At 69.8% G+C, this 17,571-nt stretch carries 17 protein-coding genes and 3 pseudogenes; 10 read left to right on the top strand and 10 right to left on the bottom strand.

Features of this window, described 5'->3' with window-relative positions; all coding sequences use genetic code 11:
* Positions 1–46 precede the first annotated feature (46 nt).
* Positions 47–1,567 carry a potassium/proton antiporter gene (locus ACH34Q_RS05875; RefSeq protein ID WP_395981713.1) on the top strand — a complete coding sequence of 507 codons (1,521 nt, stop codon included), beginning with the start codon at positions 47–49 and terminating at the stop codon, positions 1,565–1,567.
* A gap of 25 nt (positions 1,568–1,592) precedes the next feature.
* A complete protein-coding gene (locus ACH34Q_RS05870) occupies positions 1,593–1,904 on the top strand; it encodes a hypothetical protein (RefSeq protein WP_395981712.1) in 312 nt (103 codons plus the stop codon).
* A gap of 123 nt (positions 1,905–2,027) precedes the next feature.
* Here the strand turns inward: ACH34Q_RS05870 and ACH34Q_RS05865 are convergent.
* The 4 genes and pseudogenes from ACH34Q_RS05865 to ACH34Q_RS05850 form a co-directional block, all read right to left on the bottom strand.
* Positions 2,028–2,177: pseudogene (locus ACH34Q_RS05865) on the bottom strand (recombinase family protein); the annotation flags it as partial.
* Positions 2,178–2,710: 533 nt separating this feature from the next.
* The gene (locus ACH34Q_RS05860) at positions 2,711–3,469 is read right to left on the bottom strand and encodes an ABC transporter permease (RefSeq protein ID WP_395981711.1); all 759 of its coding nucleotides are present in this window, start codon (positions 3,467–3,469) and stop codon (positions 2,711–2,713) included.
* The gene (locus ACH34Q_RS05855; RefSeq protein ID WP_395981710.1) at positions 3,466–4,998 is read right to left on the bottom strand and encodes an ABC transporter permease subunit; all 1,533 of its coding nucleotides are present in this window, start codon (positions 4,996–4,998) and stop codon (positions 3,466–3,468) included. The genes ACH34Q_RS05860 and ACH34Q_RS05855 overlap by 4 nt, the downstream gene beginning before the upstream one ends.
* Positions 4,995–5,861, bottom strand: coding sequence for an ATP-binding cassette domain-containing protein (locus ACH34Q_RS05850; RefSeq protein ID WP_395982066.1), 867 nt, complete (start codon positions 5,859–5,861; stop codon positions 4,995–4,997). Before ACH34Q_RS05850 ends, ACH34Q_RS05855 begins: the two co-directional genes overlap by 4 nt.
* Positions 5,862–6,111: 250 nt before the next feature.
* On the opposite strand from ACH34Q_RS05850, the gene ACH34Q_RS05845 reads away from it, so the two are divergent.
* The 3 genes from ACH34Q_RS05845 to ACH34Q_RS05835 are packed head-to-tail and all read left to right on the top strand — an operon-like array spanning position 6,112 to position 8,091.
* Complete coding sequence (locus ACH34Q_RS05845; protein WP_395981709.1) at positions 6,112–6,774, top strand: response regulator transcription factor; 663 nt, start codon at positions 6,112–6,114, stop codon at positions 6,772–6,774.
* Positions 6,771–7,895 (top strand): sensor histidine kinase, encoded by a 1,125-nt coding sequence (locus ACH34Q_RS05840; RefSeq protein ID WP_395981708.1) that lies wholly within the window; start codon positions 6,771–6,773, stop codon positions 7,893–7,895. The genes ACH34Q_RS05845 and ACH34Q_RS05840 overlap by 4 nt, the downstream gene beginning before the upstream one ends.
* Positions 7,873–8,091, top strand: coding sequence for a response regulator transcription factor (locus ACH34Q_RS05835; RefSeq protein ID WP_395981707.1), 219 nt, complete (start codon positions 7,873–7,875; stop codon positions 8,089–8,091). The genes ACH34Q_RS05840 and ACH34Q_RS05835 overlap by 23 nt, the downstream gene beginning before the upstream one ends.
* A 130-nt stretch (positions 8,092–8,221) precedes the next feature.
* Here the strand turns inward: ACH34Q_RS05835 and ACH34Q_RS05830 are convergent, their stop codons facing one another.
* Complete coding sequence (locus ACH34Q_RS05830; protein WP_395981706.1) at positions 8,222–9,433, bottom strand: cytochrome P450; 1,212 nt, start codon at positions 9,431–9,433, stop codon at positions 8,222–8,224.
* 36 nt (positions 9,434–9,469) lie between these two features.
* A complete protein-coding gene (locus ACH34Q_RS05825) occupies positions 9,470–10,303 on the bottom strand; it encodes an SAM-dependent methyltransferase (protein ID WP_395981705.1) in 834 nt (277 codons plus the stop codon).
* A 343-nt stretch (positions 10,304–10,646) separates the two neighbouring features.
* Here ACH34Q_RS05825 and ACH34Q_RS05820 point away from each other — a divergent pair.
* The 5 genes and pseudogenes from ACH34Q_RS05820 to ACH34Q_RS05800 form a co-directional block, all read left to right on the top strand.
* Positions 10,647–10,883 (top strand): annotated as a pseudogene (locus ACH34Q_RS05820) (transposase family protein); the annotation flags it as partial.
* Positions 10,884–11,000: 117 nt separating this feature from the next.
* Entirely contained in the window at positions 11,001–12,821 is a 1,821-nt protein-coding gene (locus ACH34Q_RS05815) for a DUF6745 domain-containing protein (RefSeq protein WP_395981704.1), read from the top strand.
* 581 nt (positions 12,822–13,402) lie between these two features.
* Positions 13,403–13,819, top strand: a complete 417-nt coding sequence (locus ACH34Q_RS05810; RefSeq protein WP_395981703.1) for a hypothetical protein — start codon at positions 13,403–13,405, stop codon at positions 13,817–13,819.
* Positions 13,820–14,348: 529 nt separating this feature from the next.
* Positions 14,349–15,041, top strand: a complete 693-nt coding sequence (locus tag ACH34Q_RS05805) for a hypothetical protein (protein WP_395981702.1) — start codon at positions 14,349–14,351, stop codon at positions 15,039–15,041.
* Positions 15,042–15,194: 153 nt separating this feature from the next.
* The gene (locus ACH34Q_RS05800) at positions 15,195–16,196 is read left to right on the top strand and encodes a WGR domain-containing protein (protein ID WP_395981701.1); all 1,002 of its coding nucleotides are present in this window, start codon (positions 15,195–15,197) and stop codon (positions 16,194–16,196) included.
* On the opposite strand, the gene ACH34Q_RS05795 is transcribed toward ACH34Q_RS05800, so the two are convergent.
* The 4 genes and pseudogenes from ACH34Q_RS05795 to ACH34Q_RS05780 all read right to left on the bottom strand — a co-directional run bounded on the left by ACH34Q_RS05795 (position 16,123) and on the right by ACH34Q_RS05780 (position 17,528).
* Positions 16,123–16,518: a S1 RNA-binding domain-containing protein gene (locus ACH34Q_RS05795; RefSeq protein ID WP_395981700.1), complete on the bottom strand. Its 396-nt coding sequence runs from the start codon at positions 16,516–16,518 to the stop codon at positions 16,123–16,125. The two genes, ACH34Q_RS05800 and ACH34Q_RS05795, sit on opposite strands and share 74 nt — an antisense overlap.
* 97 nt (positions 16,519–16,615) lie before the next feature.
* Positions 16,616–16,981: pseudogene (locus ACH34Q_RS05790) on the bottom strand (S1 RNA-binding domain-containing protein); the annotation flags it as partial.
* A 29-nt stretch (positions 16,982–17,010) separates the two neighbouring features.
* Positions 17,011–17,184, bottom strand: coding sequence for an integrase core domain-containing protein (locus ACH34Q_RS05785; protein ID WP_395982065.1), 174 nt, complete (start codon positions 17,182–17,184; stop codon positions 17,011–17,013).
* Entirely contained in the window at positions 17,184–17,528 is a 345-nt protein-coding gene (locus ACH34Q_RS05780) for an IS3 family transposase (RefSeq protein WP_395981699.1), read from the bottom strand. Before ACH34Q_RS05780 ends, ACH34Q_RS05785 begins: the two co-directional genes overlap by 1 nt.
* Positions 17,529–17,571: the final 43 nt, after the last annotated feature.

Below are 17,571 nucleotides of genomic sequence, written 5' to 3'. Positions count from 1 at the left end.
GGGCGGGCGCGCGTGCGGGGTGCTGGGACGGCGGGGGGTTGAGGCGATGACCCTGCAGCAGTTGTACCTGGCGCTGCTGGTCGGTGGTTCGGTGCTGCTGGCCAGCATCACCGCGGCGCGGGCGGCGTACAGGGTGGGGTTGCCCAGCCTGCTGTTCTTCTTGGCCGTCGGCGTGATCATGGGTGAGGACGGGCTGGGGCTGCACTTCGACGACGCCCAGCTGGCCCAGGCCCTGGGCACTGCCGCGCTGGCCCTGATCCTCATCGAAGGCGGTCTGACCACGACCTGGGCCAGTGTGCGGCGGCTGCTGCTGCCGGCCGGGGTGCTGGCCACCGCCGGAGTGGCCGTATCGGTGATCATCACCGCCGCCGGGGCGCATCTGCTGCTGGGGATGGAGTGGCGCCTGGCGCTGCTGCTGGGCGCGATCGTGTCCTCCACCGACGCCGCCGCGGTGTTCGCCGTGCTGCGGGCGCTGCCGCTGCCGTCCAAGCTCAGCGGGCTGCTGGAGGCCGAGTCCGGGCTCAACGACGCACCCACCATCATTCTGGTGCTGGTGTTCAGCAGCACCGCCGTCGACCTGCCCGGTCCCGGATACGTCGCGGGCAACCTGCTCTACCAACTGGCCGCCGGCGCCGCCCTAGGCCTGATCACCGGGCGTTTCGGTGTGGCCGCGTTGCGGCGGATCGCGCTACCGGCGACCGGTCTGTATCCGCTGGCCGCGGTGGGGTTCGGCGTCGTGGCGTTCGCCGCGGCCGGGGCCGTGGGCGCCAGCGGCATCATCGCCGCCTACCTGTCCGGGCTCGTGATGGGCAATTCCCGGCTGCCGCACCGCGCCGCGACCCTGTCGTTCGCCGAAGGCGTCGGCTGGCTGGCCCAGATCGGCCTGTTCGTGATGCTGGGCCTGCTGGTCGATCCCAGCCGGTTGCCGGCCGCGGTCGGGGCGGCGCTGGTGGTGGGGCTGGTGCTGCTGTTGGTCGCGCGGCCGATCTCGGTGCTGGTGTGCCTGCTTGCATTCCGGGTCCCCTGGCGCGAGCAGGCCTTCCTGTCCTGGGCCGGGTTGCGCGGCGCGGTGCCGATCGTGCTGGCCACCTTCCCCATCGTCGCCGGAGTCGAGGGGGCCTGGGACCTGCTGAACATCGTGTTCGTGCTGGTGGTGGTGTTCACCCTGGTGCAGGGGCCGAGCCTGCCGCGGGCGGCGCGGCTGCTGGGCCTGTCCCGGCCCGGCCAGGCCCGCGAACTGCAGGTCGAGGCCGCCCCCTTGGAGGTCCTCGGTGCCGAGCTGCTCACCCTCACCGTCCCGCCGGGCTCTCGGCTGCACGGCGTGGAGATCTCCGATCTGCGGCTGCCCGCTCCGGCCGTGATCACTCTGATCATCCGCGCGGGCACCACCCTGGTCCCTGCCCCCACCACCACCCTGGCAGAGGACGACGAGGTCCTCATCGTCACCACCGGCGCCGTCCGTGGCGCCACCGAGCGCCGGCTGCGCGCCGTGGGCCGCCGCGGCCGCCTGGCCTACTGGCACGGCGAGCGCGGCGACCCCGACACCGACCACACCACCCCTCCCTGACCGCCTGCACGAGAGGACACCCAGCATGCAGATCACCCCGGTCACCGTCCCGGGCATCGGCACCCTGCACCACGCCCGGACCCGCCGCGGCGACAGTATCGGCGTCCTGGCCCATCACCGCGGCACCCGCACGCTGTTGGTCTACGACTCCGATCCGCGACCCGTCCAGCACCACCGCGCCGATCCCGACAGCCCCGCCCGCAGCATCGAACTGGACCATGAGGAGGCCGACCAGCTCTCCCAGCTCCTGCACGACCAGCCGATCGCCGACCGGCTCGCCGCCGTAGAACGGCGGCTGGGCGAGCTGGCCGCACCCGACGACACGGACCGCCGGTGATCTGGCCCCGGCGCTGCGGCTAGGGATCTCCTCGGCGCGCCGCAGCCCGTTCCCGTGCAGGCCGGCCAAGGCGAGCGCCTTCTCCAACTCGGGCCGCACCGTGACCCGGGTGCTGATCTGTTCGGAGAAGACCTTGTGACACTTCGCTCGGTGGAGGGCTTCGAGCTGGCTCGCCGGCTCCTGCCGGGCGGTCGATGTGCGGGCGTACCCGATCCGGATCGGCCGCCCCCTACGGGCGTGGGCACGACAGCGAGCGCGGGGTCCTGCTTCCACGCCCGACCGGGGCCGCGGTCGGCGGGGACGGGGATCTCCAATTTCTCGCGGAGCGCGGGGACGAGAACGAAGCGCGGGGTGTGGTACTTCGCGGCGGTCTTCCCACCCCGGGTACGGCAGGCACTGCCGGCAGGCGCATCACAGTTCGGGCAGTCGTGACGCTCTAGCGCCGATGCGGCCTGACCGGGCGTGAGATCCATGGCGGCAGCTATCAGGACCCCGTCGCACAACGCGTAGGTTTTGGCGAAAGATATCGCTGGAAGCCGGTCGCGGCGAGCGAGGCGGCCGGCTCGGCTGGGCTCCCGCCGGATCCACTCCCCGTGGGCGCTGAAGGCGTCGCTTCGATGGTCCGGATCGGCGTCCATCCAGCGGGCCGGTTGCGCCGCGATAAGTTCCCTGCGGTGGCCAGCGCATAGGCCAGCCGCGGGGAGCAGCCGGCCGGTGAACAGGGTCCGCTGGAAGCGGGCGACGTCGTCGACCGTGAGTGCCATGGCACGCCACCCTCTGCGCCAGCCGCTGCAGCCGGCGGTGTTCTAGACGTCGCGTATGTGGAGGAGGAGGCCTCCGGCCATGAGCGCGGCGGCGGCCCACCCGGCGGTCACGGCGAGGCCTGCCCAGGGGCTGATGGGCAGGCCGCCGAGATCGGTGGTGGCTTGGACGGCGAGCCCGGCGCTCATCGGCGCGATCCTCTCGAGCAGGCGCTGCCAGTCCGGATCGCTGATGGTCCGGGCGAGGATGGGGACGATGTAGAGCAGGCCGAGGACGATCCCGATGCTGGTGGCGGAGTCCCGCACGGCGGTCGCGATACCGAGGCTCAGAAGGCCGATCAGAATCAGGTAGAGGACCGTTCCGAAGACCGCGCGCAGCGTCGCCCCGTCGGCCAGGGACAGGGCCTGGTCGCCGAGGTCGGGAAGGACGAGCCGCCCGGCGAGCACCGACCCGAGGACGGCGAGCGTTCCGCCGAGGGCCACGGCGCCGGTGAGGGTGATGGCCTTGGCCGCGAAGGCGGTGGCTCGCCGCGGCACCGCCGTCAGGGTGGTGCGGATCATGCCGGAGCCGTACTCCCCGCTGATGATCAGCACGGCCAGGATGGCGACCAGCGCCTGTCCGATGTAGACGCCCGTGAGGCTGAGCCTGGTCGTGTCGCCGCCGCAGACACCGGCCGTGCAGTTCACCACCGAGGTCGCCACGGTGCTCAGGGCCACTGTCGCCGCGACGGTGCCGAGCAGCAGCCACAGCGGGCCGGCGACGGTCCGCATCTTCGTCCATTCCGCGTGCAATGCCGGTCTCATGCGTCCCTCCTGTCGAGCAGGACGGCGGCCACGACCAGACTTGCCACCGTGTAGCCGGCCAGGACGGCGAGTCCCACCCATGGCGGCAGCGGGTAGTAGCCGTAGTACGGCGTGTAATTGCTCGCGACCTGGTCGTACTCCACAAGCGTCTGCTGGACGGCGAAGGCCGCCCCCGGCGTCACCCGGGTCAGCCAGTCCGCCAGGCTCGCGGGCATGAACGGGATGGCGGTCAGGACGTAGGGCAGCACGATGGCCATGCCGGCGGTGGTGACCGCGCCCGCGCTGTGCCGGAAGATGGCGCCGACGGACAGAGCCAGGACCGAGGCGGTCGCGAGCAGCGCCGCGGTCCCGAGCGCCACCCGCAGTTCGGTCGAGGACGACACCGGGAAGATGAAGACGCCGTTGCCCCGGGCGAGCCGCTCACCGAGCGAGGTCGCGAAGACCGTCCCCACCGCCCCGGCGACGAACGTGACGGCCCACACCACGATCGCCTTCGCCGCCAGCACACGGCTCCGCCTCGGACTCGCGGCCAAGGTGAGGTGGACCATCTTGTTCCGGTACTCCGTGGTGATGAACAGCGTGCCCACGACGATCACCGCGATCAGCGCGGCGAACGTGCCGGTGAGGATGTCCCGGAGGTGGCCGCCGGTCGGCAGGCTGTCGCGGACGGCGGGTGCTATGTCGCCGGCGCCGGTCACCGTGAACCGGCCGCCGGACCGGGTGAACGAACCCGACCCGTTCTCCGGGTAGCCGGCGAAGGTGGGGGATCCGGCTCCGACCTGGCCGCCTGTCCAGTCGCCACCGGCCCAGCCGCCCTGGGTGCGAAGATCTCCGAAGGTGGCCGTGGACACGCTGCCCGCCGTGCCTCCGCCGCCCACGGCAGGCGGAGACGCGACGAACAGCCCGGCCTGCGCGGTCGATCCGAGCCCGCTCACCTGCGTGGTGCCCACCTCGGACCATGTCGTGCCGTCGGTGGAGGCATAGCCGGTGATCGTGTCGCCCGAGCGGTCCAGCCGCAGCCGGCGGGGGGACTCGGCGGAGGCGGGACCGGGGAGGCCGGCCGTGTCGTTGACGTAGCCGTCCTGCATCCGCACGCCGTGGCCGCCGGTGACCATGATCGCCGCGTAGGGCGATCCTTGGCGGGTGCTCTCCTTGATGACGAGCCCGGCCTTCGCCCACGGCACGGCCCCCGGCCGCAGGTCCCCGGGGCCCTTGGGGATGCTGCTCTCGAGCGCGGAGACGGAGACGGTGATGCTGCCGTTTCCGGCCAGCGGCCGGTGCACGAAATAGAAGCTGTCGGTGACCGGCTCGCCGCCCGGTCCGATCGGAACGGGCGGCGAGCCCTTCTGATCACTACCGGCTCCGGCGAGCAGGGCGACCAGCACCACCATCAGTGCCGCCGCGACCATGCCGGTCACCCAGCCCCGGACCGTCCGGAACTTGGTCCACTCCGCGTGCAGCAACTGCAGGAAGCTGTACCGCCCGACCCGTTCGGCGGGCCGGTACGGCGTAACGGTAGGGGCGTTCACCGTGATACCTCCGTGGGTGTCACGGCGTGGAACTCGACCGCGTCGCGGGTGAGCTCCAGGTAGACCTCCTCCAGCGTGGCGCGATGCGCCGATACCTCCGAGAACGGGACCGCGCTCTGGTTGAGCAACGCCACGATGCGTTCCGCAGGCAGGCCGGAGACGGTGATGGCGTCCCGGCCGCCGGCCGCCACGGCGCCGCCCGCACGCCCGAGCACCGTCATCGCGTGCGTGCCGGCCGTGGTCCGCAGAGCCACCCGATTCCCGGACGCGGCCGCGATCAGGTCGACCACGCCGGCATCGGCGATGGCCCTGCCGCGCCCGACCACGACGAGGTGGTCGGTGATGTCCTGCATTTCGCTCATCAGGTGGCTGGACACCAGGACGGCGCGGCCCTCAGCGGCAAGGGACCGCAGGAAGCCGCGCATCCAGATGATGCCTTCGGGGTCCATGCCGTTGAACGGCTCATCGAGCATGATGATCGGCGGGTCGCCCAGCAGGGCCGCGGCGATCCCGAGCCGCTGCCGCATGCCGAGCGAGTAGCCGCCGGCCTTGCGCCGGGCCGCCGGGGTCAGGCCGACCTGCTCGATCACCTCGTCCACCCGCCGTACGCCCAGGCCTTGCGAATGCGCCAGCCACAGCAGGTGGTGACGAGCGCTCCGGCCGGGGTGCAGAGCCGCCGCGTCCAGCAGTGCACCGACATGGCTCAGCGGATGCCGGAGGCTGCGGTACGGCTTCCCTTCGATGAGCGCGGTGCCCGCATCGACCGCGTCCAGGCCGAGGATCACCCGCATCGTGGTGGACTTCCCGGCTCCGTTCGGCCCCACGAAGCCGGTCACCAGCCCCGGACGGACGGTGAAGGACATGCCGTCGAGGGCCCGGGTCGCCCCGTAGCGCTTGCGCAGCCCGGTGACGACGATCTCTGCGGCGCTCACCGCGGCAGGCTCACGGTTCGAAATGGACTCATGCCGACGGTTGTACGCGGCACCCGGTTCCAGCCCGGTCGCAGCCGCTGCGACCTGGCTGGAACCCGCGACCTGGCATCGTTGGGCACATGGCACCTCGAACCGGCGGCACGTTCCTCCGTTCCTCCCCTGCGACCGGGGGTGATCCGTGGTGAGGGTTCTGGTGGTCGAGGACTTCGAGGTACTGGCCCGCTCGATCGGCACCGGGCTGCGCCGCGAGGGCATGGCCGTCGACGTCGTGCTGGACGGGACCGACGCCCTCGAACGCCTGGCCGTCACCCGCTACGAGGTGGTGGTCCTGGACCGCGACCTGCCCGGCGTCCACGGGGACGACATCTGCCGGCGACTCGCCGACGACCGTTCCACCACCCGCGTTCTGATGCTGACCGCGGCCGGCACGATCGAGGACCGTGTCGACGGGCTCGGTCTCGGCGCGGACGACTACCTGCCCAAGCCGTTCGCCTTCGCCGAACTGGTCGCCCGAGTCCGGGCTCTGGCCCGCCGGGCCACCCCGCCGCTACCGCCCACGCTCTCCTGCGGCGACATCACCCTGGATCCGGCTCGCCGGGTGGCGTTCCGCGCCGGCCGGCGCCTTGACCTCAGCCCGAAGGAGTTCGCGCTCCTTGAATGCCTGCTCGCCTCGGCGGGCCTGGTCCTGCCCGCCGAGGAACTGCTCGAACGAGTCTGGGACGAAGCGGCCGACCCCTTCACGTCCGCGGTCAAGCACACCATGCACCGGCTGCGCGCCAAACTCGGCGACCCGCCGGTGATCGAGACCATCCGCGAAGGCGGCTACCGGATCGGGCCGCCATGACCGGCAACCGGCCGCTCCCCAGACGGTCCCTGCAGGCCCGGCTCGCGTTCTTCTACGCCGCGGGTATCTACGTCGCCGGGATCGTGGTCCTCGCCGTCGCCACCGTCCCCCTCGTCGGCATCCAGTCGACCGCTCCCGCCCACAGTTCAGCGCCAGGCACGCTCACCGGCACCGGGGAGGGGATCGGCCCGCACCGGCTCCTCGCCGGCTCCGCCGCCGCGCTCGCCCTCCTGGTCCCCATCGCCCTGGCCGCCGGCTGGTTCGTCGCCGGCCGTTTCCTGCGGCCCCTGCGGGCCATCACCGCCACCGCCACCGCCATCTCCGCCGGAAACCTCCACCAGCGCCTCGACCTCGGCGAACCCACCGACGAGCTGACCGAACTGGGCTCCATTCTCGACGACCTGTTCGCCCGCCTCCACGCCTCCTTCGACGCCCAGCGGAACTTCGTCGCCAATGCCTCCCACGAGCTGCGCACCCCCCTCGCCGGCCTGCGAACCCTCCTCGAGGTCACCCTCACCGACCCCGACGCCGACCCCGACACTCTGCGCTCGGCCTGCCAGGAGGCCCTCGCCCTCGGCGAACACCAGGAACGGCTCGTCCAAGCACTGCTCGCCCTGGCCACCAGCGAGCGCGGCGTCACCCGCAGGGAGGCCCTCGACCTCGCCCCAGTCGTCCAGGGAGCGCTCGTCTCCCGCCGCGACCGGGCAGCAGAACAAGGCATCGACCTCGCCGAGCATCTAGCGCCCGCGGTGACGGCCGGAGATCCGAGACTGATCGAAAGCCTCGTCGCCAACCTCATCGACAACGCCATCCGCCACAACCACCCGAACGGGCACGTGCGGATCACCACGCAGACCACAGGCACGCGGGCGACCCTGACGATCACCAACAGCGGGCCGGTCATCCCCGACGACCAGATCCAGCGCCTCTTCCACCCCTTCCAGAGACTCGCGACCGACCGTCACAGCCGCCACGACGGCTACGGTCTCGGCCTCGCCATCGTCAACGCCGTCACCCAAGCGCACCACGCCACCCTCACCACCAGCGCGCGCCCCGAAGGCGGCCTGTCCATCACCGTACGATTCGCCTCCACCCGCGGTGCAGCACAAGTGGCCTTGTGAGCGATCGGAGTGTCAGACCGGATTTCAGGTCCTGGACCTCATCGCCACCGGCCTCGCCGACCGCCAGATCGCCGAACGGCTCGTCCTCTCACCCAAGACCGTCCGCAACAACGTCTCCAACATCTTCGGCAAACTCCAGGTCGCCGACCGCTCCCAGGCCATCCTCCGCGCCCGCGAGGCGGGCCTGGGCAACTAATGGCGCCCGGTCTGCCCACTCGAAGAACAAGCGTCTCGTGACGCACCCGCAGGCCGGGGTCAGTGACAGAGATCTCGGCACCGACACCCGTCCCGCGGGAGGCCGGCCAGAACGGTTCGTACGGTCTCCGCTACGGCATGACCGGGAGGGACGTCAGGCCGCGGAGGATCGAGCCGTTGTTGTGGTGGCGGAGCTCTTCGGGAGGGACCGCCAGGGTCAGGCCGGGGAAGCGGTTCAGCAGAGAGCCGATCGCTATCTGGCCTTCGAGGCGGGCCAGTGGCGCTCCCAGGCAGAAATGCATGCCGTGACCGAAGGCGAGGTGGCGGTTGGAGTCGCGGGTGATGTCGAGCGTGCCGGAGTCGTCGAAGGCGGTGGAGTCGCGGCCGGCCGAGGCCAGGACGATGTGCACCCAGGCGCCGCGCGGGATGCGCGTCCCCGCGATCTCCATGTCCTGGATGGCGATCCGCTGGGTCGCGCGCTCGATCGGCGGGTCGTAGCGGAGCAGTTCCTCGATCGCCGACGGCAGCAGGTCGGGACGTTCGCGCAGGAGCGCGGCCTGGGCCGGGTCGGTCAGCAGGGCCAGGGTACCGTTGCCGATCAGGTTGACCGTGGTCTCGTGCCCGGCGATCAGCAGCAGCCGGATGGTGTTGAGCATCTCGGTGTCGTCCAGGGCGGCGTCTCCGTCGCGGGCCTGCACGAGGGCGGTGACCAGGTCGTCGCGCGGTTCGGCGCGGCGTTCGGCCACGATGCCCAGCAGGTAGCCGCCGAACGCGCGGGCCGTTTCGCGGCGCCGCTCCTGGGCCTCGGGGGTCAGGGCCGGGACGGTGAGGACGGCCGTCCACTCGCGGAACCTCTTGCGATCACCCGGCGGGACGCCCAGCAGCTCGCAGATCACCTGGATGGGCAGCGGCACCGCCAGTGCCTCCATCAGGTCCACCGAGCCCTCGGCCTTGGCGCGGTCGGCCATCTCGTCCAGCAACCGGTCGGTGATCTGCTGGATGTGCGGGCGCAGCGCCTCCATCCGGCGGGACGTGAACGCCTTGACGACCAGGCCGCGTAGCCGCGTGTGGTCGGGCGGGTCCATGCTCAGCATCGTCCCGGCGAAGTACTGCGCGGCGTCGACCGGGATCGAACTGTGGACGGGGTCCTTCGACAGCCGCGGATCATTCATCGCGGTACGGGCGTGCTCGTAGTCGACGACCAGGAACGCCTCGGCGCCGGGCGGGAAGTCGATGCGGTGCACCGGACCCTCGGCCCGCAGTTCCGCGTAGGTCGCATAGGGGTTTTCGGAGAAGTCGTCATCGAACAGTAACGACAGGGGCAGCACTCGCTCATCGGCCATCCGGCGTTCCTCTTCCGCTGGTTCTGCGTGGGTCGGTCACGGTGGTGCGGCGGGTCGTCGGCGGAGTGCGCCGACACCGCCGATGAAGCCGGCCCTGGACAGGTCGGGTTCGAAGAAGTCGACGCCCGGCTGCCAGTCCTCCACCGGGACCAGGCCGGGCGGAAGCAGGTCGCATCCGTCGAAGAAGCGCATCACCCGTTCGGGGCCGCGCGGAACGATGTCACCGGCCTCGGTCCTGCCGTACGCGCCGCGGACCTGCTCCTCCAGAGCCTCCGGTATCTCCCCGGCGTGGCCATGGGAGATCACCACGTGGCTGCCCGCGGCCAGCGGCGCCTTCAGCTTCTCCACGATGCCGTAGGGGTCGGCCTCCTCCGGGACGAAATGCAGGACGGCCAGCATCAGCAGGGCGATCGGCTCGTCGAAGTCGAAGTGACTCTGGACGGTCTCGTCGTGCAGGATGCTCTCCGGTTCGCGCAGGTCCGCCTCGATGACCTTCGTCCGCTCCGAGTCGGCGAGCAGGGCACGCGCGTGCACCAGCACGATCGGGTCGTTGTCGACGTAGGCGACCTTCGCGTCCGGGGCCGCTCGCTGAGCGACCTGATGGACGTTCTCCTGGGTCGGCAGCCCCGAACCGATGTCGAGGAACTGCCGTACCCCCCGTTCGGCCAGCATCGTGACCGCCTTGGCCAGGAAGCACCGGTTGGCGCGGGTGAAGGCCAGCGTGCTCGGCACCGCCGCGATCGCGCGTTCCGCGGCGGCGCGGTCGGCCTCGAAGTTGTCCTTCCCGCCCAGGTAATAGTCGTACATCCGGGCGACGCTCGGCCGGTGCGGATCGATGACCCACTCGGGAGGCAACTCGTCCGTCGGCATACGCGAGCGCCCTCACCATCGTCGGAAACTTCGGGAAGATCTTACTTGCGCCTGAATTCTCGCGTGGCCGATTCCACGCGCCGGTGCTGCGCGGCTCCTTCGTCTGCGGCGAGGTCCACAACGTCCCGAGCACGACGCCACCCCGTCGGGACCTCACCCTGCGGGCACGCGACCAGGAACTCGCGGACGCCTTCGCTTCCGCAGGCGACGCCCGAAAAGCCCGGGCCAGCCGCCCACTACCTGCGTCACCCGGCCTACGACGCCGGGGTTGAGCGGGAGCAGACGATTACCGGCGTGCTCACTTTGTCGTGCATCACCCTGACACTTACCCTCGCGGGCCTATAAGGCCTACCAAGGAGCCGGCGAGCATGTCCTGACGCCTTACAAGGGACGCGAAAAGCCCGAGTCGCAGAAGGAGGCCAACCGGGCCCACGCCCGCCTGCGCGGGCCAGGTGAACGCGCGAACGCGCAGCTCAAGGCATGGCGGATCCTGCGCAAGCTCAGATGCTGCCCGTTCCGGGCCGGACGGATCGCCAAGGCCACCCATGTCCTTCAACTCCGCGAGACCCCATCACACTGAAAAAGACTCAGTGTCGGGCGCTCACCAGGCATGAGCAAATTCCCATCTCATAGGGAACCCGGTCGGCGTGGCCGGACTCTAAGAATGCCCCTCAACGACCTACTACGAGAGGCATCCATGACCGCAGAGGAATCCGGTGCCGACCATCTCATCGATGAACTGTGTGATCGGTGGAGGGCGTGGGCGGCCGAGCCGGACCGCGAGAAGGCCGAGCGGGCGCTCGTGGAGTTGTACGAGTCCCGGGGATGGGAACGGCCCAAGGCCGTGGTGTGGTTGGACTCCCCACTTGCGGGAGCGATAGCGGCGCGAACCCTTCTGTACGGCCATGAGCATCTCGACCGCACGCGGCGTCCCGAAGCGCACGAGCTTTGGATCGGTGCCGCCAGAGCGCGCCTGGAAGGGACGTTCGGGACCTTCGACCGGCACGAGCACTCCTCGTTCGAGGAAGATGAGCCCTTCGCTCCGAGGTGGCGGCTGCCGCAGGTGCTGTCGCTCTACAAGCTCTCCTACGACATGGACGACCCGGACGTGCTGGCGGTTCTGCAGCGCGCCGGCGAGCCCGTCTGGGCGCTCAACACCGCTGTCAACGCCCGGTTCCAGCAGGAGGCATTGTCGCCGGCCGATCCCGCGTCCTTCGCCGATGCCGCCGTCCAGGCGCACGAGCGGCTGACACAAGGGCTACGAGCGGTCTTCCCCGCTGCGCACTGGGAGGCGGCGCGCGCGGCACTGCGATCGTGTGCCGAGGCTCCGCGGCCCGACCACTGGAAGCAGTGGCGAGACGTGTGGGCGGCGGTACGCGCTCCGGACAACCACGCGGTCCTGATCCTGGCGGCGCTGCGTGCCGGCGGCCTCCCGGAGACGGGCGAGTTGCAAGCCCGGATGCGTATGGCCCCGGCCATCGGATGGTGGTGGGCGCTGAACGACATCGCGCTGGTGACCCCTCCCCCTGCCGAGGTCCACACCAACTCCTGGGGCCGGTTGCACCGGGAGGACGGCCCGGCCGTACGGTTCCAAGACGGTTTCGCTCACCATTGCTGGCATGGCCACTTGGTGCCGCCCGACCTCATCGAACCCGGATGGAGTGCCGCCGACATCGCCGATGCGTCCGACGATGAGTTGCAGGCACGCGCGGCACGGCAGCTCGGCTCCGCCTCATACGCGGCCACTCTTCCGGCCGAGCGGGTCGTTTCGAACCTGCGCCGCTGCGCACTGGAACGCCTGGGCTGGCATCGCTTCGCCGCCGAGACACCGCTGGAACGGGTCGCCGGACCAGAGGCCGACCCCGACGACCCCGGGAGCGAGCTGACGCTCTACGAGGTTCCCGCCACGGTGTTCGGCCGGACAGCCCGTGTGGTGCTGCGGTCCGGCGATGCGCGCCACGGGACCGAGGTGCTGGTGCCGGCCGATGCCACCGATCCGGTGGCAGCCGCGGACTGGCTCGGCGACGGTGTCAGCGAGCCGGCCTCTGAACCGGAATTGCTGACACGCATCCTCCAGAGCGAGCACCTGCAGGACGTGGTGGCCGGGCTCGACTGGCACATGACTCACATCTCCCACTTCGAGCATGTCGAAAGCGTCCACCTCGCCAGCGGCGCACCGCTGTACTCGATAGGCGGGCACAGCACCGGCGGAACCTACTTCCTCTGCGGTGACGGCCCCCGGCGCCCCATGCTGTACGCCGACTCCGAAGGCCGCTACCAGGTGCTGGGCCGCGACCTCGCCGAAGCTCTGAGATTCATGGTCAGCGCCGATCCGGACGGGGGCGAGCCCGAAGAGGAGGACATCGAAGCCGCGGAGGCGCTGGGCCTGCGACCACTGAACGCCGAGGAGTACCGGTCGAAGGTACTTCAAGCCGAGGCGATGGCGGCCGCCCTCACCCTGGTGATGACCGATGAAGGCAACGTCTACCCCCACAGCACCGGGCTGTGGTCTCGCTGAGGAGCAGGCTGCCGATCTCACGAGCGTGGATACCGAGCTGCCGGGAGGCCTTGAGCCGCCTTCTGCCAGGCGCTGCGCCCCGCTGGAAACAGGTGCTTCCCGGCTCCCTCGCCGCAACGGCGCGACCGCGAGCGCCCCTTGCTTATCACCTCGGGCCTCACCGCCGACTCGCGGGGCAAGGTGCGCGGCGACCTGGCGCTGCCCCGCATCGGAGGGACGGGGGACTAACGGTGGTGTGGTGAGCAGGGGGGAGGGGCAGGGACGAACCTCTGTCCTTCCTGCGGCCACCCTGCCCACGGACGAGCAGCCCCGGGGCCGAACTGGTGCCAGATCTCATCGACATTTCCGCCCTGTTGGTCACCAAGTGGTGTCCGAACCCATCGACATGTGGTGCCGGTTTTCAATGACAGGGCCAGCAGGGCACGGAGGCCGGGGCCAGCGCGCCGAGCAAAGGGCCATCCCCGCGTGCGCGGGGAGCAGACCGTTCACGCCGACTCCCGGCGGCCAGGAGGGGGCCATCCCCGCGTGCGCGGGGAGCGGTCCGGCTGGAGATTTTTGAGCGGGCCCACGATGATCGGTCAGTGCGACGTCATCCAAACTGGGCCTACGCGGAGGCAGTGCTATCACGTGTCATTCCCGGGGCGACCGGCTTTGACCCCGACAAGATTCCAGGCTTGGGAGTCGGTCGTTGGGAGAGCTTTGAGATCGATGATCGTCATCCCGGGGACGTGACGATTGCCTTTCTGGAGTATTGCCTTCCCCGTGTAGCCGGCCCTTTGGTCATCGTCAATGACGAGAGCTACGCTGCTGGAACGGGGCCCTTCTTTGTGGCTGGTGAGGACCTCGCCGAGTTTGCTGCGACGTACACGGAGACGATCGGCTCCTCACTCGTGAACGGCGACACCATCGTGGTGTCCCCGGTGCCTGGGCGCGTCATCGTCGTCCATCACAACGGCCTGATTGACATGCTCCAGGGAATCGAACAGCCGGGTCTGTAGCGATCGCGGGCAAGACGGCGGAGCCGCTGCGGAGGCGGTGGCCTGGTGCGGGCACGACCACGCCAGCTGGCGCGGAACAAGAAGTGGTGTAAATGACACTTACAGCCTCTGGACCGGGCCCGTTCCAGAGCTGCTATCCGATCGATGACGGTCATCCAGGGGGACGGGCGTCATCGATAGGGAGGTCAGTGCAGCGTTGGGGGCGGCGCGGGGCGGGAACGAGTCAGGGGCATCGGCGCGCTCGGCGAAGAGGCGAGCCTTTATGGGCCGGGCAGGTTCAATGAGCACCACGACTCTCACCTCGTCGCAGGCTTCGATGAAGCCAGCGCTCTGGAACCGTCCCTCCGAGCGGATGGCGGGCGAGACTTCCGCCGGTTGGACGGGGTGATGCGGCAACCGCTCACCTTACTGGGTAAAGGCAACCCGTCGAGCCGCGGACCAAGCTCGGCACGCCGACGAGTTCCTGGACCTCCTGGAGTTAGCAGGCCTCCTGGTCAAGCGGCGATTCAGTCGTACCGACCGGGATGAGATGACCGGCTACGCTGTCGCCCTTCCTGACCAGGCGGACGATGACGGCCCGACTTGGTACAGCGGAGGCCGTCTTGCTGAGGACCTCACCTTGCCTCGCCTCAAGCAAAGGTGGAGACCCCGCAAGGCATCGCAAGAATCCGAGGCACAGGCTCCGGACCTCACGGAAGAAGAGCGCCAGGCGATCTACGAGGACGCAGCCAAGGCCGCCGCCTCCGCGACCGCCCAGATCCGCCGTCATTTCGCCACGAACCCTCATTCTGCACGGGACGCTGGCTGGGCGGCCTCCGACGCTTTGCACGTGGCCGCCAAGGCCACCGGCAACAAGCACCTTCGCCGAGCCGCCGACGCCTACGATCGCGCGGCCCGCCCTCCATACGGCAGGATTCCCAGCCCCACTGCGGCCGGCAACAGCCTGCGCACGGCAGCGCGCCTGCTCGCGCTGACCCACCCGATCGGCGCCTCGAGTTCGGCCGTGCTCTTCCTGGTGACCAACCTCGTCCTGCTTGTGGAGTGCATTGTCCAACTGCACCGCGTCCAGGGGAGACACGCACAGGAGGCCGCGGCCCGTACGGCCAGACTGCATCTCGGCAGGGCCACGCCAACGCCAAGGCAGCAGGTTGAGTGGCTGAGCAACCCGGATGCGAAACCGTCGCCGGCCACGCTCGCGATGATGGCCTTTCTGCTTCCATAGGCTCCGGCTCACCCTGGCAGAAAGACGGCGGGACCTCGCGTCCGCGTGGAGTTTCTGGTGGTGCGGTCGGGGCTTGGTCGGTTCCGTATCTGCCCCTGGTGTCGGATGTGCGTGGGATCATGCGGCTTCCGGATGGCAGAGAGGGTGCGGGGCATGGCGGAGAAACGGTATTTCGAGAAGACCGACAAGGGCGTCGTCCGACGCTGGGATATCACCCTGGACGGTATCCGATGCCGGATGGCCTGGGGCGTGGCCGGCGGTGTCATGCGCGGGCTGAGCATGACGCTCGACGATGAGGCGCATGCGCTCCGCCACTTCACCAAGAAGATCGGCGAGAAGGAGCGGGCCGGGTACGTCGAGGTCGCACCCGGGCCCGAAACGCAGGCGCTGCGGGCGAAGGCGGAGCCCGATACCGAGGCGGACGTTCGGTTGCTCGATGTGGTCAGACACGGCGACGAGTACGAGCCGGTCGCCGGGCACGCGGGCGTGGTCGTGACGTTCCACGACTTCAAGGCCGGGCCTGGGCCGTTCTACGAGTACTACATCGTGGGCGAGGATGCGGGCCGGGGGCTGTCCCTGGTGGTGAAGAAGCCTGGTCACGATGAGGCGATGGTGTCGGCCTTCCTGGACTTCGTCCGGCCGCGCGTCGGGCTGGCCTTCGAGGACCGCTCTCACTACAAGGTGCCGTTGCCCGCGCCGATCGGCCCGTTCGACCACGTGCTGTTCTGCGGGCCGTCGCTGACGGGCGCGAATTATGGGGGCAGGCTCGGCAAGGTCTTCCCGATCCGCGATTGCGAGATCGGCGACGAGGACACCGAGACGTTCGTCGAGGCACGGATCCAGGGGCGGAACTCGATGCCTTCCACCACCTGGGATCGTGAGCCGTTCCCCGTCATCGACCTGAGGTTCGACCTGCGGCGGGCAGAGGGTTTTGAGGAACTGGGCGGCCGCACATCGGAGCGGGAGAAGAAGTTCAAGGTCTATCCGCGGGCCATGGCGGAACGGGGGCTGCGGCTCATAACCGAGGCCGACCCCGGCAGCGTGCTGGAGATCCGCAACTACCGGCGCGACGTCCTGAAGGTCACACCCGAGCAGCCGCGAACGCTCGACGAGGCCGACCGCTTCCTGCTCGGACCGGCCATGACGGCATCGTGACACCGCTGCGTTCGCGCTGCTGGACGATGTCGTTTTCGGCGTCGGGACGGGAGCCTCTTCCCTGGCGGAGCCATGGCCGAGATTCGCCTACGCGGCTTGGAGACGGCGACAGAGTCAGCCGACGCCGCAGCGGGTCGATGCCGGTGATGATGACCGGGACTTCCTGGCCGGTCTGGACCGCCTCGTCCGGTGCCGTGACAGGCGGGCTTGCGAGGTCGCTGAGGTGGACCAGGCCTACGACGCCCTCTGCGACACGGACAAAAGCGCCGAACGGCACCAGCTTGATGACTGAGCCGCGCAAAAATCTGCCCCACCTGCGCATGGTGCGCGAACTGCTGGAACGGGTCGGGCTGGGGCGCGCGCAACGACAACCGCGCTTCACCGTTCGTCGTGTCGAAGGCAAGGACTTCGCAGGTGACGTGCTGCCCCACCGAGACGATCTCGGAAGGGTCCTCGAACCCGCGCCAGGACAGTTCGGGCATGGTGACGAAACCGACGCCGGGCAAGACAGGGTGGTCGGGGCCGTCGTCCAGCCCCACGAAGACGCCGAAGCGTTCGATGGCTACCACAGTGCCGGACAGCCGCTGTCCTGGGTGCAGCGCCTTGAGATAGGCCCACAGTCGCGAGTGCTCCGTCGCGGACCGGGAGAGCCAAACCCGCTCCTCCCGCAGATCCACCTCGATCACCTCGGCGGATACCCGCTCCGCAGGGGCCTGGGCCGAGTTCGTCCCGTTCCTGCAGTTCGACCCCGAGGTCCGCAAGGTCGTGTGCTCCACCAACGCCATGGAGTCCACCGGGTTTGGTGAAGTCTGTTCTACCTGGCGCCGGTTGGCGCTGGTGTGTTGAGTGAACGGTAGTAGGTGGTCTCGTACTCGACCGGTGGGACGTCGCCGATCGCGGTGTGCAGCCGGCGGTGGTTGTACCAGCCGACCCACTCGACGATGGCGTATTCGGCCTGGTCACGGGTGCGCCGGGTGCGGCGGTGGATCAGCTCGGTCTTGAACCGGACCCGGCCGAGTGAACTTCCGGTTGACCGGGTCCGGCGGCCGCGGCGCCGTCTGGTCCGGTGTGGTGGTGCGCTGCCGGTCCCGGCGCCGCCAGGGCGTGCAGGCCATGAGAGCGCATCAGCCGTTCCACCGTGCAGCGGGCGACCTGCACGCCCTGGCGGCGATGTTGTTTGTGTACGCGGTAGGCGCCGTAGGTGTCGTAGCTGGCCTGATGGACGTCTGTGATCTGCTCGAGCAGCACCGCATCCCGCTGCGCGCGGGCCGGGGGCGGGCGGCGTTCACGGCCGTAGTAGGTGCCCGGGCACAGGTTCAGGACCCGGCACACCGGCTCGACCCGAAGCGGTCACGCAGGTGGTCGACCAGCATGA

Source organism: Actinomadura sp. 9N407 (assembly GCF_044326315.1).
Classification (GTDB): domain Bacteria; phylum Actinomycetota; class Actinomycetes; order Streptosporangiales; family Streptosporangiaceae; genus Spirillospora.
The sequence above is the reverse complement of the archived record's forward strand: the minus strand, read 5'-3'. Positions and strand labels throughout refer to the sequence as shown.